This window comes from Edaphobacter sp. (assembly GCF_035532915.1).
Lineage (GTDB): Bacteria > Acidobacteriota > Terriglobia > Terriglobales > Acidobacteriaceae > Edaphobacter.
The window spans coordinates 1-14665 of sequence record NZ_DATKQC010000067.1; the positions used below are offsets into that span (position 1 = coordinate 1).

Below are 14665 nucleotides of genomic sequence, written 5' to 3' on the forward strand. Positions count from 1 at the left end.
TATCGGTCGGTCATGGTGCGGCCGGAGTCCAGCACGATCCCGTAGTCCCCGTCGGTGGGTATCTCAAGATCACCGGTAAACTGCTTGGCTCTGCGCACCTGCCGCTGCGTGCCCGCGCTGGTGGTAACATCCACGGACTGGCTGGCTCCCGAGGCCGCTTCAGTGAGAACCAGGTGATTGGCGGGAGGATTCAGCTGCGTCATTCCATAGTTGTGCCAAAGGATGGCATATCCGTTGCTCGACAGCAGGAACGGAATCGATATCTGGGTATTGAGCTGGACCAGCTTCCGCGGCAGCCTGGCAATATCGAGATAGCCATCCTGAAATTGCCCCGATCCATAAAGATGCTCGCCAGGTTGAAGCGCATACTGGACCTCCGCGGTCTTGACCGGCCCTGCCGATCCGGTGGAGGAAGTAAGTTGGCGGCTGCCCGGCACCTCTTGGGTGAGCAGCTTGCCCTTAGCGTCGAAGAATTGGATATCTCCCGAGCGCTTGTCGACGACAGCCTTAATCTGAGACGTCCGCAGCCACGACGAGCGAGCGTCGGAGCCCACGGAAGTAGTTACGCTCGCGGCCGGAGCAGTAAAGAGCAGCTCCGGCAGTTGCGTCGTGGCGGAATCACCGCAGCGCACCCGGATCGCATTGTCCGCCTGAGCCGTGAGGCGCAACTCGCCGCAGGTCGAAGTGAGCTTCAACTCCCGGGCAGTGTGCTGCGACTGCGCGAAGACAACGTGAGAGGCGACAAAAAGTCCCACAATAGCGAGTTGGCTGGCCGACAACCATGAATTGCGCGCGGTTTCGACCTGATGTCGTGCGATAGAAGTTGGCATCGTGAAAAAGAACCTCGGAATCTGTGGTTAGAAAAACATCATGAAACGGGACGGCATGCGCGTCCATCGCACATGCCGCTTGCTTTCCTAAGTCACATCCAACTGAATGATGCCAGACTCCAGCCCGGGTGCCTGCGCTCTGACAGTGACTTTTCCTGCTTTCCCTCGTGGCTGAACAATTGCAAGGCAGCGGCCGTGGTACGTGTTCGGTCTCTTAGACCGGAAGCTCGCAACATCCTTCGGATTCGCACTTCCGGCAGCAGCCAGATCGCCTGCCCCACTCACCATAAAGCTAACCGGAGCAACCGCATCAGGAACCAGGTTCCCTTTGTCGTCTACGATTTCTGCTTTCACGTAGGACAAATCGTTGCGGTCGCGCCGAACGCTCGACCGATCGGCAACGAGGCGGATCTTTGTCGGCTTTCCCGCGGTTGTCAGACTCTGTTCCGCGATGGGCTGCCCACCCTGCATGGCGATGGCCTTGAGTTCACCGGCTGCGTATGGAACTTGGAACTCAGCCTTGTACTCCGTCGCGCGGGACACTGGCTTCGTTCCAACTTCCTTGCCGTTGAGCAGCAGGCGCACCTGATCTCCTGTGGAAGCCACGCGTACAGCCACAGTCCGGCCTTCGTAACCCGGCCAGGTCCAGCTGCGCAACTCGTCTGACCAGCCCCACGCAGTGATGACCTCTGTTCTGCCGACCGGAAGTGGTCGCTGCACAACCATCTCCAACTTGCTGGTTCCCCACACTACGCGGCGGTAGTAGCCTTGCGGCTTCGTTTCGCCAATCAAGTCGATATCGCCGCAGTAGGAGTTGAACCACGGAAATGACAGATAGATGTTGCCGTAGCCGAATCCACCTCCTGGAGCAGCTGGCGCGCCCGGAGCACCTGGGCCACCCCCCCTGGCCGCGGTCCCCAATTGTGCATTGCCAAGAGAGGACTCACCAAGGTAATCCATACCCGTCCATGTGAAATCGCCGATTACATAAGGCAACCGTTCCACCGGCTCCCAGGTGGCGTACGCCTGGCGGGGGAAAGATTCGGTCCCAAGGATGATCCGATCCGGATGCCGCACATGGTCTGTTTCGTAATTCTTGATCATGTAGTTATAGCCGCCGACATCAAGGTGCAGGAACGCTGGATCAAGCTGCTCTCCGCCTCCGCGTGGGCTAGCGCTGTTGATTGCAGCTGTCACAAGGCGAGTCGGGTCGAGCTTGTGTGCGTATTCCTGTAAGTTCTTCGCAATTTCGACACCACGCGGTTGGGCCCGTTCAGGTATCTCGTTACCGATGCTCCACAAAATGACCGAGGGATGGTTTCGATCTCGCAGAATCATCGAGGCGAGGTCCCGCTGCCACCACTCTGCAAATGCCAGATGGTAGTCCTCGGGATTCTTCTGCACTTCCCACTGGTCGAACGCCTCATCTACCACCAGCATGCCAAGCCTATCGCAGCTTGCAAGAAACATGGGCGAGGGCGGATTGTGACTCGTGCGGATGGCGTTGAAGCCGTGAGCCTTCATCAACTCAATGCGGCGCTCCTCTGACCGGTCGTAGGCGCATGCGCCCAGGATTCCGTTGTCGTGGTGCATGCAGCCACCCCGCAACTTGGTGACTTCGCCGTTGATCCGCAAACCATTTTGTGCGTCGATCTCGACCTTTCGGATTCCGAACGGGGTGGACATCCGATCCACAACATTTGCACCCGCTATCAGCTCAGTTTCCAAGCGGTACATCTGCGGCGTGGCGGTTCCCCATAGTTTAGGGTTCGGAAGCGTGATGCCTTGTTCCATTTCGGTGAAACCTGTTGCGGGAATGGACTGCTTCAACTCCTGCGTTCCGGCGCTGGCATTGTTTCCATCAAACAGATGCAGCCGCACGGTCACGTCCTGGGCCGAGCCGGTCCTGTTCTCAACCTTCACCGCGACCTTCACCGTCGCGCTGGCCTTGCTGACATCCGGCGTGGTGACGGAGACGCCCCACTTCGGTATGCGGAGTTTGCCTGTCGTATCCAGCCACACGTGCCTGTAGATACCCGACCCGGAATACCAACGGCTGTTCTTGCCTTCGTTACGCACTCGCACCGCAAGTACGTTCTCGCCGCTCCTGCGAAGGTGCGGCGTCAGATCATACGAGAAGGTCGTGTAACCATAAGGATGCGTCCCAAGGAGCTCGCCATTCAGCCAAACATCGCTGTTGCAGTACACGCCATCGAAGGTGATCTCGACCTGTCCATCTACCGGAACCGCCGACGCCGAAAAGCTACGGCGATACCAACCGGTTCCCCCTACGAACCAGCCCGTGTCACGGCCACCCTGACTTAGTTCTGTATCGAAAGGGCCGGTGCGGGTTGCCGCGACGGCAAGACCCCACAGAGCCCCGGCGCCATTTTCCGTGTAGCCCAGCGAGGGCAGGTCCTCGACGCTCCAATCATGCGGCAGGTCCAGAACACGCCAGATGCTGTCGTTAAATCCGGGAGCTTCCGCTCCCGGCGCATCACCGCGTAAAAAACGCCATCCTTCATCGAAGGATTGATCACGTTTGCCTGCGGCAACTGCGAGAGGCGAGGTCCCCCGAGCCGGACGTGCATCCTGTGCTTCCGCAACGGCCTGCGAAACGATAGGGGTCATGGCCAGAACCGCCAGACCCTTGAGGATGTCTCGCCTGGCAACGGCGCCGGCGTTTGATGTCGGTTCCGAATCTTTGCTGAACGGGTTCATCTGCGGTCCTTGGAATGAGAGAAGTGGCGCGAAAATGGAATCTGACACACCGTACCAACTCCGTTGGATCCTGGCGGCCTTTGAGTAACCGTTTTCTCGTCCACACCAACTTACGGCTCGCATGATCCAGCGGTCAACTCATCTTGCTCTTTCGCTTGCCCCTAGCTGCAGATCGCTCCTTCAAGTCGGACAAGCTCTCGCGAGGTATGGACGTGGTTTCTACTGCGCTCGGGTCACGAAGACGGGCAACGCGCACCTGAGACGGATCGTGGTCGAAGCAGCATGGAGTTATCATCGTCCTCCTGTCATCTGGGCTGGTTTGCGAAAGCGACAGCAGAGTGCGTAGCAAGAAGTTACAGAGATTGCGTGGAAGGCACAACACCGACTGTACAAGCGATACGCGCGACTGGCGGCGAAGGGTAAAGACAAAACGAAAGATCGTCACAGCGGTGGGCCGCGAACTGCTGGGTTTTATCTGGGCCATAGGGACCAAAGCGGAAGCGACTGTAAGCGCGCGAATAGCAGCTTGAGAAAAGCAAGAACTTTCCTGAGGAGGAAAAACAAAGCGAACTCACTGATGAAACTCGTCGTCCAAATCGAGCACATATCAGGCCAATGCACTCAACGAAAAGCTCAGACAACTCTTCGCGCGGCCTGAAGCGAAGCTCTTCCACGTTGAGTTCGCCGATCACCATGTCTCGAAAGTACACTCTGAAGTACTCCCTTGCCTTCTTTGCGACTTCAGCAGGCCTTCCACTATGATCGAGGGATTCGCCACGCGCGACTTTCTCGCCGAGGGGAAGCGATATCAGGTTTGTGGTAGAACGGTCTCTTCCGTCACTCAAGGTTTAACAGCCTTCCGAGGCTGTTCCGGAATTCCTTGAAGGAGTTATTGCATGGCAAGTGTTTATCCGCACGAGACCTCGGAGATACGTAGCGCTGGTCTCGCGATCGCAACAGCCGGTCTAATCGCCGGGACATTGGATCTAGCGGAAACCCTGATTGTGTTCGGGGCTAAGTCTCCTCTCGTGATCGCTGCAGGCTTGTTGGGGATGCAAAATGCTTCCCGCGGCAGCGCGGCGATCTACATCCTGGGAGTGCTGCTGCATTACCTGATTGTGTTTTCCGCGGCGGCTATCTACTTTGCAGTGAGTCGCAGATTGCATTTTCTGATCGAACACTGGCTGATCTGCGGCTTGTTCTTTGGCGTAGCGATAGATGTTGTAATGAGAATGATTGTTCTTCCGCTTTCGGCCATGCACGCGAGGGGACCTTATCAGTACCACGAATTAGCTCACGGGCTGGCTGCTCACACCATCCTCGTTGGGCTTCCGATAGCGTTCGCTGTTCGGCGGTTCGGTGGAGTTGTCGAGCCGGAGGGTGAAAATGTCAGCCGCTAAGTCTCGCAATATCCTCGTACTGGGAGCCGGAGAACTCGGTCTCCCGGTCCTGCGCAACTTGGCGCGCCGCGCAAAGGACGTGCAAGGGGCCAAGATCAGCGTGCTGCTGCGCAGCAGCGCGGTTGAATCCGATGTGCCGGCCAAGCAGCGCGATATCGCCGAAATCCGCAGCCTGGAAATCGAGATCGTCCTGTGCGATCTGGTGAAAAGCTCGACCGACGAGCTCGCATCGGTGTTTGCACAGTATGACACTGTGATCGGTTGTGCTGGCTATGCCGCCGGGATCGACACGCCCATGAAGTTGGCAAAGGCCGCACTGCAGTCGGGCATTCCCCCGCTATTTCCCATGACAGTTCGGTGTCGATTTCGACGTAATCGGGCGCGGCGGACCGCAGGACATTTTCGACGCACAGTTGGACGTGCGTGAGCTGCTGCGTGCCCAGACCGCCACCGAGTGGGTCATCATCTCGACCGGCATGTTCATGAGTTACCTATTCGATCCGGAATTCGGCGTGGTCGACCTCGAAAGAAGCGAGGTTCATGCGCTGGGCACACTCGACACCGCTGTCACACTGACGACTCCTGATGATATCGGGGCGCTGACTGCCGAGATCGTGTTCGCCGAACCCACCATCAGGAACGAGATCGTGTATCTGGCCGGCGACACCGTGACCTACGGAGAGGTTGCCGACAAGCTTGAAGTGGCTCTGCATAGCCCGTTCAGCCGTTCGGAATGGACCGTGCCATTTCTGTTGGAAGAACTGGCGCGCGACCCGCAGAACATGATGCGCAAGTGCGCTCGGTCTGACAACACAGGTTCTCGTCCGAACGGTCTATCTGACCTCGGGCAGAACCCGGAAGCTCACACTCGGAAAGCAAGTCATCGAGTTGCAGCACGCCCCTTCGTGGCAGCTCGCTCTTGCCAAGGAGCCTGCTGGGGAGATCGTTCGGGCACTTGCTTGGGCTGGACCGGAGCGGGCGCAAGAGATCCTGAAAGAGATTGAACGGAAGGTTCCCCGGTCAGAACTTCAAAAGCTGAATCAGCACGTATCACTGTTTCCGAGCTGGCTGATAAAGGTGCTTTGTCGAAGCGATAGCTGCGCCTCGACGATGAAGGTCTGAATGCAGTCTTTTCGGTTTAGTTGAAGTTGATAACGAATGTGTTATTATTGGAGTAGAGATGATTAGGGTTCGTGAGTACCTAGACGCTCGTGGTCGCAACGAATACAGGGCTTGGTTTGACGGTCTTGATGTTGCGGCCGCAACCAAAGTCACCGTCGCGTTGGAACGTATTGCCGCTGGCAACACGTCCTCGATTAAGCCCGTTGGCGAAGGCGTCTCGGAATACAAGATCGATTTCGGTTCAGGCTATCGGATTTATTTCGGCAAGGACGGCGAACAGCTTGTCATCTTACTTGGTGGGGGCACAAAGAAACGACAGAATCAAGATATAGAGGATGCCAAAGCAGCCTGGCGCGAGTACAAGCAGTTCAAGAAGGACTCTCTGAAGCAGGCCAAGGCAAAGACAGAGGCGAAAAGCAAGAAAGCGAAACGCAAGTAGGAGGATTGACAATGGCACTTACGCGAGATTTCCGCGATACGATCCGTGAACGCGCACAGCGCGAACCCGCTTTTCGCCAAAGCCTTCTTCGTGAAGGACTCCAGCTCATCAACAGCGGCGACTTTGCTACGGGCCGTGCTGTCCTGCGCAACTACATCAATGCAACGATAGGTTTTAGTGAACTTTCCCGTGAAACAAAGATCCCCTCGCCCAGCCTGCAACGGATGTTTGGGCCAAGTGGAAACCCGAGTGCTCAGAACCTATTTGGTGTCATCGCGGCGCTTCAAAGAAGTGAAGGTGTCAGTATCGAGTTGCAGATGCACACCGCGTAGAGCGAAGCTCCGAAAGGAGATTGGAAGAAAGATCTTGCAGAGCGCCGGGAGGCCTTGGCCGAGTTAGCCGCCTATGACCAGGCAATCAACATATAAAGCCAAACTGTTCCACCTTTCTAAGCCGTAAAAGCAACCTTATACAAAGGCGGCGTAGGAACTCCGCAGGTCATCCACGACTACGAAGTATAGGTAATTTGCCGCGCCATTCTGGGCAGCGTCATTCCAAAATGGAATGACGCTCGCTCAAAAAGTCATTGGACGTTTCCGCGAACCGACCTTAGCTTTGCCCCTAGCTGACAACACCAAGTCAGCGGAGGTGCAAAGATGCTTAGAATCCACCGCGAGTTCCGATCGGAAATCCCCCCGAATCGGTCGTCCAATGCCGCCGCCCAACGGTGGTCGCAACTCTTCTCCAAACAAAAACTCCGCTATGCCGCTCATGTCATGGGACCGATATTGGTCGCTCTCGCCTTCGCGGGCGTAAGCAGCGGTGTCGCCCATGCCCAGGGAACGATGGACTTCTCCGGGGCGCAAACGCTGATGGGAACGTTTAAAACTTTCGCGATTTATGCGGGTGCGATTATCTGTTTCGGCGGACTCATCTTCGCCGGCATCCGCATGATGTCGGGACGTTTTCAGGATGCCATACCAGGGCTTTTCGGTGTGCTTTTCGGTGCCGGAGTGCTTGGTTGGGGAGCCGGTTGGATCGGACCTGATTCGCGCCGAAATTCACCCGATGGAAGAGGCGCGGGGATTCCGCGCCTTGCTCGACTTGGACGAGCCGAAGTACAGCATCGAGCAGATCGCGGCAAAGGTGGGCAAAACGCCCGTCTTCGTTGCTTCGAGGTTGAAATTGATTGACCTTGTTCCGGCAGCGGTCGATGCGTTCTACGCCAACGAAATCGGCGTGGGACACGCACTGCTACTGGCGAAGCTACCCGCCGACCAGCAGGGACAGGCGCTCTCCGCTTGCTTCAAAGAGGTATACAACAATGGAGCAAAGCCAGCCCGTATTCTGCTGCCTGTCCGCAACCTGCAATTTTGGATTGACAGCAACATCCTGTTGGTTCTGAAGGATGCGCCGTTCAACAAGCGGGACGCGGAACTTGTTCCCGCCGCTGGCAGTTGTGTCGACTGCCCCAAGCGGACGGGACACAACAAGCTGCTGTTTCGAGATGACCTCGGCAGACAGGGCGACCGCTGCACCGACCCCGGCTGCTATCAGGCCAAAGTTGCCGCGCATTTGGCCAAGACCATCGCCGCCAAGCCGGAGCTGGTGCAGATCAGCACAGCCTACGGTGGACAGAAGGAAGGCAGCCCTGTCTTGCCGCGCAACAAGTACACGGCCATTCGGGACGATACGCCAAAGTCGAAGGACGAGGCGAAGCGTCCTGAGTTTAAGGTTTGCAAGTTCACAACCGAGGCCATCATCACGGAAGGCAGCGAGGTCGGCACCATCCATAAGGTGTGCCCGAATCCATTCTGTCCAGTCCATCATCCGAAGCAGCAAGCCAGCCGGGACGATGAGAAGTACAAAGCCGAGCAGGAGAAGCAGCGTAAGGCACAGGCCAACGCCAACACGACCGGCCTTCGTGTCCTCGCGGCCGTGAGCGCCGCCGTTCCTGTCCGGCTGATGAAGCGTGACCTGCTTTTCGTCCTTGCGAAGCTCGTAAGCGTCATGGACGAGAATCGTTTGGAGATGCTGGCGCGACAACATGGTATCCGGCAGAAGCGCGACGATGGAGGCGTCAGCAAAACTATGGCGGCCTTCGTTCGTCGTGCCGATGAGGGTACGCTCTCCCGTCTGCTGGTAGAGGTGAGCATCTTGATTGCGTCCTCGCGTGGCAACCCGACTGCCGTTCTCAGAGATGCCGCCAACGCGTACAAGGTGGACACCGAAGGCATCGCCAACAAGGTGCGGCAGGAGTTCGCCGCCAAGGAAAAGGCGAAGAAGACGCCGCAGCCCACAACCAAGACCGCCAAGAAAGCGGCCTAACGATTCATTTAGGTGGGCGGCATTTCGCCGCCCATCCCTATTGCTTCGTTTGCAAAAAATCGCGCCGGGAGAAACCGTGCTGGTTTCTCCCGGCCCTCATCACGCTTGCTCACCCGACGGGCCAACCGATCAGGTAGCCCGATTCGGGTTCTATCATTTCTGCTTTTACCTGAGCACGATTAGCGATTCGAGGCGATAATAGACGCCCTGTAGCGTCGTGGATGAAGACCAGCAGGGTATCTGCGATGTTGCAGAGTTTATAGTCCTGGTCACCTTGTGTTCGGCGCCAAGGAGGCAGGCTCGTAGGCACCTGACCGGCAAGGGCGGCTCATCCGTCCGAGCCTGCGCTTCTCAGGGACGCAGTGCTAGAAATGCGTAGCGTCAGATCGCAAGCCCTCGGACCAAACGATCGAGTGATCGAAGGTACAGTTCTCGCAATCGCCCCTTTGGCAATCCGATCCGTCCAGCCAGGTGAAGCATGATCAGACCATGCGCCTCCGCCCAGATCGCCAAAGCCACTTCATGCACGTCGTCCGAGCGCAGTTGTTTCGACCGGATTTGCTCTTCCACCACAGAGAAGAGGATGTTCATCGTCGGCGATTTACCTTCTCGCAGATCGGTAGCGAAAGTGAAGGCGTCATCACGAGCCGAGGAGAACATGTAGCGGAATAGATTGGGGTGGTCGAGAGCATAGTCGAGATATCCGAGCATGCCGTGCATCCCGGGATCTTTCCCACGAGCATTTGCCCGGTGGAAGTAGCCGGCAATGCGTTCGTACTCGGCGGAAGTGGCGGCCTTCAATAGGGCCTCCCGGCTGGGAAAGTGCTTGTAGATGGCCATGGGGCTGAGTCCAACTGCCGTGGCAACTCGGCGAATAGTGACCGTTGCGCTGTTTCCCGACGAATCGAGCAGATCCAAGGCCGCACTAGAAATTATCGAACGCGTGTCTTTACCCATCTGGTGTACATGGTACACTTTCAGGAAGTCGTAGAGTGTACTAAGTACACCAAACGACCCACTCGGAGTTGTACGATCCTCCACCGCGGGTACTGCTTTCTTTCTCGCTGGCAGGATTGTGGATCACCGAGTACGAAGCTTCTGACGAGGTCACTCCATGAACCTACAGCCGGGAAGGGTGCACACTGCGCTCGCGGCAACCGCCACCATTCTTTCTGGGGCGGCTTTCTATTTCGGAACCGGGCTTCATCCGCTGTGGCCGCTCATGTGGGTAGCCCCCTTACCTGTGCTTTTGCTATCCCCTCGAATACCGTGGAGTCGTGCTTTACTTGTGGCGTTTGTGGCCCGCCTTCTGGGGGCCGGCAGCATGGTGACGTACCTTCGAGTGAGGCTGAATCAGGTACCCGTCGAAACCAGGCTGGCGTACCTGCTGATTCCGGTCTTTGTGTTCACGCTGGCCGTCATGCTTTCTCGCGCCTTCTTTCGGCGCGGCCAATTCTGGCCTGCAATTCTTGCCTTCCCATCGACGATCGTCGCCTATGAATACTGCAGCAGTCTGTGGGGCGGTACGTATTGGAACACGGCGTACACTCAGCTGGACAACCTGCCAGTGCTCCAGCTGGCGGCAGTAACGGGACTATGGGGCATCAGTTCCGTTGTCTTGCTGTTTTCCTCGGCTCTCGCTGTCATTCTGCTGACTCGAGATCCAGTACGTCGCCGGCTAGTGGCAACGTTGACTGGAACCATCGTTTGCGTTGTGGGTTATGGCGCCTGGCGATTGGTAGCCACACCTGCGACACACTCCATCGTTATGGGCCTTGTCTCGACCGCGTATCCTGGCTACGTCGCACCATTCGCTGAATCTCCGGAGATGCAGTTGGCTGTGCTTCAACAGTATGCGTCCGAAGCACGGCAACTTGGCACGCGCGGCGCTCAGATCGTAGTGCTACCGGAAATGATGACGCTGGTTCAAGGACCGTATTCCTACCAGGTAGATCAGCTCTTCGAGGAGACGGCCCGCGAAGCCAACGCACAGGTGCTGCTCGATGTGCTGCATGCCACTGCCGGTCGCACATTCAACGAAGCGAGGTTGTATTCCGCCGCCGGTGGTCTCGAAGCGGTCTATCGGAAGCATCATCCCGCTTATGTGCTGGGGGAGAATGTCACACCGGGTACGGGCATTTCGGTGCTAGATCGGCCCGAAGGCATTCTTGGGTTGGCGGTTTGCAGCGATATGGATTATTTGAATCCTGCGCGAATATATGGCCGCAGAAAAGTGGGCGTGTTGCTTGTACCCGCATGGGACTCATCTTTGGATGAGTCCTGGCACGGTCACATGGCGATCATGCGTGGGGTTGAAAACGGCTATTCCATTGTCCGCTCGTCAAAAGTGGGGTTGCTAACGGTGAGCGATGATCGTGGGAGAATCCTTGCAGAAACTTCCGCGCATCCAAACACGCATTTCACCACCATGCTCACCACCGTTCCTGTGCGACATGATCAAACCGTCTATCAGGTGCTGGGAGATTGGTTTGCATGGTTGAACCTCGCCGTGTTCTCGGGCCTCGTTGCTTGGTTGTTTACGAGGTGGAGATGCCCCGCCTCCAACTGAGCGGAGATCTCCGCGCCAGGCGTTGGTAGCCTACGTTGCTAGTTCAGCATTAGTACCCATAAACGGGCTTGTATCGATCAAACGGCGACCTTTCTAAGACCCTATCGAACACCCGAAACCAAAAAACGGGCAAACTTGACCCCAACCTCTGCCGCGCACGGGCAGAGGTTTACGTGAAGGCACAGTTTCTCTAGTTCACGACAGCGGCGGACATTGATACATTGATCGTGATGAGCAAAGGTTCCAAGACGCTGGCAAAGATGAAGCCACGTTTGCAGAGATTTCCAAGCTAATCTCCGCCTCGCGCGCACGCGCTCTGTTATCGGTGAACACGGTCTTGATCGATCTCTACTGGAATATTGGCGAGATCATCAGTCGCAAGATTTCGGCGGCGGAGTGGGGAGACGGAGGTCTCGCAGAACTCTTCTGTTCCGAAGAAGAGAGGCATGTTGTCTCGGCAGCTATTCGACCCAGCCGTTACCAGCCACACCTATGCCGATAGGCTCTGCGGATGGAACCGCAGGGTTACCTCACAAATCCTCCTGTGTTGAACATCATTCAAACGACATCAAGTCGCTCTCCACGTTCCCCTTTACTGCCTGTGGCGCTTAATCCTTTGACATCGCCAGTGCACTGACCAAAACATCAGTGTTATGCGCGAAGCGGAGGCCGAAAAAGCCATCTGTTGATTTCAACTTGCCTTCGCCTATGAGCGCAGCTTTGTCGTAGCTGGCAACAATCGACCCGTTGACTGAGCACTCCACCTTGTTTCCTCGTACTGAGACAGAAATGTCCTGCGTAACAGGCTGGCCTCGCCCAGCAGCTCTATGGACTGCGTTGTTGCTATCACCCAGCAGCCCATTCATTCTGAAAGGTTCTGGCCCGAATCCGCGCACGATGAACTTTCCGTTTCCAAATGCGGCGCAGTAGAGCTCCGTTTGACCTGAGGTTCCCATGTCGTTTCCGCCGATAAAGATACCGTAGGGATGGGCATGTGAGTTGCGGTTCATGTATTTCGGCTCGTTGAATGTCGCTTTGACAGTGAAGTCTCCTGAAGCGGTCGCGTTAGTTTCCCAATAAGTGGTTGCGGGTCCCGTCGTGACATGAAGGGCATCTCCTTCTTGAGCAAGTCGTGCCGCATCGAGGGTCATGCCCGCCCTCTCTTCAGCGCCATCGACTCTTCCGTTCCAGCCGGGAATTTTAATACCCCCATCGATGACAGCACGAGAGCCTTCGACGGTGGGGCTGCCGGGGCCTCCGACGAACTGCTTTCTTGCAAAGAACAATACGATGAGTAAAGCGGCAAAGAAGACCGCAAAGCCGATGATGATTTTGGATTTCCTATTCATTGTGAGACCTCAGATGGAAATAGTGTTCTCGTCGACGACTCGGAGGCCGCGATTGTTCCTCCGGTGCTCCGGTTGAAATCGAGAAGCGCTTTGGCCTGCTCTGGAGTCCACACACCTGTATCTCTATGGCGTCCAACCGCCGCCAAGAGCGCGGAAGGAGCTGACGGCTGCACGCGCTGCATCTTCGCGTGTCGAAGCCAGATCGTCTTTCGCTACCAGTAATTGGCGGTCAGCGTCCAGGACGTCTGTAAGGGGAATCACGCCGGCTTTGTAAGATTGTTCGGAAAGATCTTTCGCCCGTTGCAGAGAGCTTATTTCGCGGGCGAGCTCATCCCGCCGCGACTCCGATTGTGCCAGCGCATTGAAGGCATCCTCAACATCCTCGGTAGCACGCAAGACAGAGCTGCGGTACTGGACCAAGGCTTCGGCGTTCGCACCACGCGCTTGCTTTACTTCGGCGTCCACGCGCCCAAAGTCGAAGAGACGCCAGCGCAGACTCGCGACGGCGGCGGGTTGAAAGGCTCTTTCGCGGAAGAGATCCCCTGGACTGATGGCTTCGGTGCCGAGTAACGCAGCGAGGGAAATCTTAGGGTAGTACTCGGCGATCGCTTGCCCAATACGGGCGTTGGACGCGGCGATTCTTCGCTCCGCAGCGACGATATCTGGACGGCGCCGAATAAGATCGGAAGCATCAAGAGTGTTGGCTATATTCGGAAGAGTCGGAATATCTAAGGGCACCTTCAGTTCTGTAGCGTAGGTGCCAGGCTGCGCACCCATCAGCACGTCCAGTCTATTTAGCTGGGCTTCAAAAATAATGTTCAGTTGCGGGACGGTCGACCTGGCCTGTGCGAGAAGGGCCTCTGCTTGTGCGAGTTCGCGATCGGAAGCGACACCAGCATTCTTTCTTTGCGAAACCAGGCTCCGCAGATGCTCATCTGTTGAGATCTGCTGCTTCGCAAAGGCGAGCCGAACCTGCGCGCCGCGTATCTGCATGTAGGCATCGGCAGCCTCAGCTGCTACTGAAACTCGGGTCCCCAGCCGCTCTTCCTCGGCAGCCTGCGCCTCCGCATTTGCTGCTTCCGCACCTCGTCTCAGACTGCCGAAGATATCGGTCTCCCATGTGGCTCCGATTCCGAGATCAAGATAGTTTGAATTGCGTTGGAATGCCCCCGGAAACTCAGGGGCGAGTCGCCCTGTAGGACTGTCGAGCGACGCGCGCGAAGCAGTGCTGTCTCCCTCGATATTGATATCCGGCATACGCTGCGCGCCGGCTTCTTGAGCCACCGCTCGTGCCTGTTGGACCAAGGTGAACGATGCCGCCAGGTCGAGATTTTGCGAAAGTGCGCGCTCAACGATTTTGGTAAGCGCGGGGTCGTTGAAGCCTGTCCACCACTTATCAAGCGAAGGAGCCGGCAGCATCGTCGTTCGCGACTCGATCGCTGGAGCGTTATGGTATGGCTGAAGCTTCGTGATCGGCTGTTTGTATCTCGGCCCAACCGAGCATCCGGATAGAGCAATGACCGCAAATGCCAAGACGTAGGTCGATCTTAGAGCGATTCTGGTCTTGATTCCGTTTGAGGTCACGAATTCATGGCCGGGCAATGGGGGCATTACGTTCGAGGATCGCATGACGAATAATGAATATCGTAAATCGTATGCTTGTGTCAATATAAACATTAATCTATTATCAGGCTATGGATCAAGAAATCATGATTGATGCGAGTGGAGTTTCTGGGCAGAGGGGTCCTGCGGACAGTGAACGTCGCCAGCAGATCCTTCACGCTGCCTTTGAGCATTTTCGACTCTACGGCTACCGGAAAACCACTGTTGCGGACATCGCCAAGGCCATTAATCTTTCAACGCCGTATCTCTATAATTTTTTTGATTCCAAACAGGCGATCGGAGAC

The 14665-nt window shown here is 56.6% G+C and carries 13 protein-coding genes and 4 pseudogenes; 11 read left to right on the forward strand and 6 right to left on the reverse strand.

Translation table 11 applies throughout. The annotated features are described in order from the left end of the window. Both VMU57_RS03470 and VMU57_RS03475 read right to left on the reverse strand, forming a co-directional pair. On the reverse strand, positions 1-830 hold an 830-nt coding region (locus VMU57_RS03470; protein ID WP_325380821.1), incomplete at its 3' end, for a hypothetical protein. An 87-nt stretch (positions 831-917) separates the two neighbouring features. Beyond that, the gene (locus tag VMU57_RS03475; protein ID WP_325380823.1) at positions 918-3461 is read right to left on the reverse strand and encodes a glycoside hydrolase family 2 TIM barrel-domain containing protein; all 2544 of its coding nucleotides are present in this window, start codon (positions 3459-3461) and stop codon (positions 918-920) included. A gap of 986 nt (positions 3462-4447) precedes the next feature. On the opposite strand from VMU57_RS03475, the gene VMU57_RS03480 reads away from it, so the two are divergent. From VMU57_RS03480 to VMU57_RS03515, 8 genes and pseudogenes are all read left to right on the forward strand, one after another. Beyond that, a complete protein-coding gene (locus VMU57_RS03480; RefSeq protein WP_325380825.1) occupies positions 4448-4951 on the forward strand; it encodes a hypothetical protein in 504 nt (167 codons plus the stop codon). After that, complete coding sequence (locus tag VMU57_RS03485; protein ID WP_325380827.1) at positions 4938-5378, forward strand: NmrA family NAD(P)-binding protein; 441 nt, start codon at positions 4938-4940, stop codon at positions 5376-5378. Before VMU57_RS03480 ends, VMU57_RS03485 begins: the two co-directional genes overlap by 14 nt. Further along, positions 5371-5586: pseudogene (locus tag VMU57_RS03490) on the forward strand (aromatic alcohol reductase); the annotation flags it as partial. The gene VMU57_RS03485 and the pseudogene VMU57_RS03490, both read left to right, overlap by 8 nt. 154 nt (positions 5587-5740) lie before the next feature. Further along, positions 5741-6073 (forward strand): annotated as a pseudogene (locus VMU57_RS03495) (DUF6088 family protein); the annotation flags it as partial. A gap of 58 nt (positions 6074-6131) precedes the next feature. Next, the gene (locus VMU57_RS03500) at positions 6132-6512 is read left to right on the forward strand and encodes a type II toxin-antitoxin system RelE/ParE family toxin (protein WP_325380829.1); all 381 of its coding nucleotides are present in this window, start codon (positions 6132-6134) and stop codon (positions 6510-6512) included. Positions 6513-6523: 11 nt separating this feature from the next. Beyond that, positions 6524-6844, forward strand: coding sequence for a transcriptional regulator (locus VMU57_RS03505; RefSeq protein WP_325380831.1), 321 nt, complete (start codon positions 6524-6526; stop codon positions 6842-6844). A gap of 444 nt (positions 6845-7288) precedes the next feature. Further along, positions 7289-7555: pseudogene (locus VMU57_RS03510) on the forward strand (hypothetical protein); the annotation flags it as partial. After that, the gene (locus tag VMU57_RS03515) at positions 7485-8840 is read left to right on the forward strand and encodes a chromosome partitioning protein ParB (protein WP_325380833.1); all 1356 of its coding nucleotides are present in this window, start codon (positions 7485-7487) and stop codon (positions 8838-8840) included. The pseudogene VMU57_RS03510 and the gene VMU57_RS03515, both read left to right, overlap by 71 nt. Before the next feature lie 381 nt (positions 8841-9221). Here the strand turns inward: VMU57_RS03515 and VMU57_RS03520 are convergent, their stop codons facing one another. Then, on the reverse strand, positions 9222-9641 hold the full coding sequence (locus tag VMU57_RS03520) for a TetR-like C-terminal domain-containing protein (protein ID WP_325380835.1): 420 nt from the start codon (positions 9639-9641) through the stop codon (positions 9222-9224). After that, positions 9642-9797 (reverse strand): annotated as a pseudogene (locus VMU57_RS22945) (TetR/AcrR family transcriptional regulator); the annotation flags it as partial. A gap of 157 nt (positions 9798-9954) precedes the next feature. On the opposite strand from VMU57_RS22945, the gene VMU57_RS03525 reads away from it, so the two are divergent. Together VMU57_RS03525 and VMU57_RS22950 are read left to right on the forward strand one after the other, a co-directional pair. Next, complete coding sequence (locus VMU57_RS03525; protein WP_325380837.1) at positions 9955-11409, forward strand: nitrilase-related carbon-nitrogen hydrolase; 1455 nt, start codon at positions 9955-9957, stop codon at positions 11407-11409. A gap of 280 nt (positions 11410-11689) precedes the next feature. Continuing rightward, the gene (locus VMU57_RS22950) at positions 11690-11911 is read left to right on the forward strand and encodes a DUF1016 N-terminal domain-containing protein (RefSeq protein WP_414648603.1); all 222 of its coding nucleotides are present in this window, start codon (positions 11690-11692) and stop codon (positions 11909-11911) included. A gap of 106 nt (positions 11912-12017) precedes the next feature. On the opposite strand, the gene VMU57_RS03530 is transcribed toward VMU57_RS22950, so the two are convergent. Both VMU57_RS03530 and VMU57_RS03535 read right to left on the reverse strand, forming a co-directional pair. Next, a complete protein-coding gene (locus tag VMU57_RS03530) occupies positions 12018-12758 on the reverse strand; it encodes a hypothetical protein (protein ID WP_325380839.1) in 741 nt (246 codons plus the stop codon). A 123-nt stretch (positions 12759-12881) separates the two neighbouring features. Further along, the gene (locus tag VMU57_RS03535; protein ID WP_325380841.1) at positions 12882-14435 is read right to left on the reverse strand and encodes an efflux transporter outer membrane subunit; all 1554 of its coding nucleotides are present in this window, start codon (positions 14433-14435) and stop codon (positions 12882-12884) included. A gap of 32 nt (positions 14436-14467) precedes the next feature. On the opposite strand from VMU57_RS03535, the gene VMU57_RS03540 reads away from it, so the two are divergent. Continuing rightward, a partial coding sequence (locus tag VMU57_RS03540; protein WP_325380843.1) for a TetR/AcrR family transcriptional regulator occupies positions 14468-14665 on the forward strand: 198 nt, incomplete at its 3' end.

Excerpts from the sequence above, each read along its gene's own strand:
- VMU57_RS03535 (WP_325380841.1), bottom strand. The coding sequence starts at position 14,435 with ATGTTTATATTGACACAAGCATACGATTTACGATATTCATTATTCGTC.
- VMU57_RS03505 (WP_325380831.1), top strand. The coding sequence starts at position 6,524 with ATGGCACTTACGCGAGATTTCCGCGATACGATCCGTGAACGCGCACAG.
- VMU57_RS03515 (WP_325380833.1), top strand. The coding sequence starts at position 7,485 with ATGCCATACCAGGGCTTTTCGGTGTGCTTTTCGGTGCCGGAGTGCTTG.
- VMU57_RS03530 (WP_325380839.1), bottom strand. The coding sequence starts at position 12,758 with ATGAATAGGAAATCCAAAATCATCATCGGCTTTGCGGTCTTCTTTGCC.
- VMU57_RS03480 (WP_325380825.1), top strand. The coding sequence starts at position 4,448 with ATGGCAAGTGTTTATCCGCACGAGACCTCGGAGATACGTAGCGCTGGT.
- VMU57_RS03525 (WP_325380837.1), top strand. The coding sequence starts at position 9,955 with ATGAACCTACAGCCGGGAAGGGTGCACACTGCGCTCGCGGCAACCGCC.
- VMU57_RS03500 (WP_325380829.1), top strand. The coding sequence starts at position 6,132 with ATGATTAGGGTTCGTGAGTACCTAGACGCTCGTGGTCGCAACGAATAC.
- VMU57_RS03475 (WP_325380823.1), bottom strand. The coding sequence starts at position 3,461 with ATGACCCCTATCGTTTCGCAGGCCGTTGCGGAAGCACAGGATGCACGT.
- VMU57_RS03485 (WP_325380827.1), top strand. The coding sequence starts at position 4,938 with ATGTCAGCCGCTAAGTCTCGCAATATCCTCGTACTGGGAGCCGGAGAA.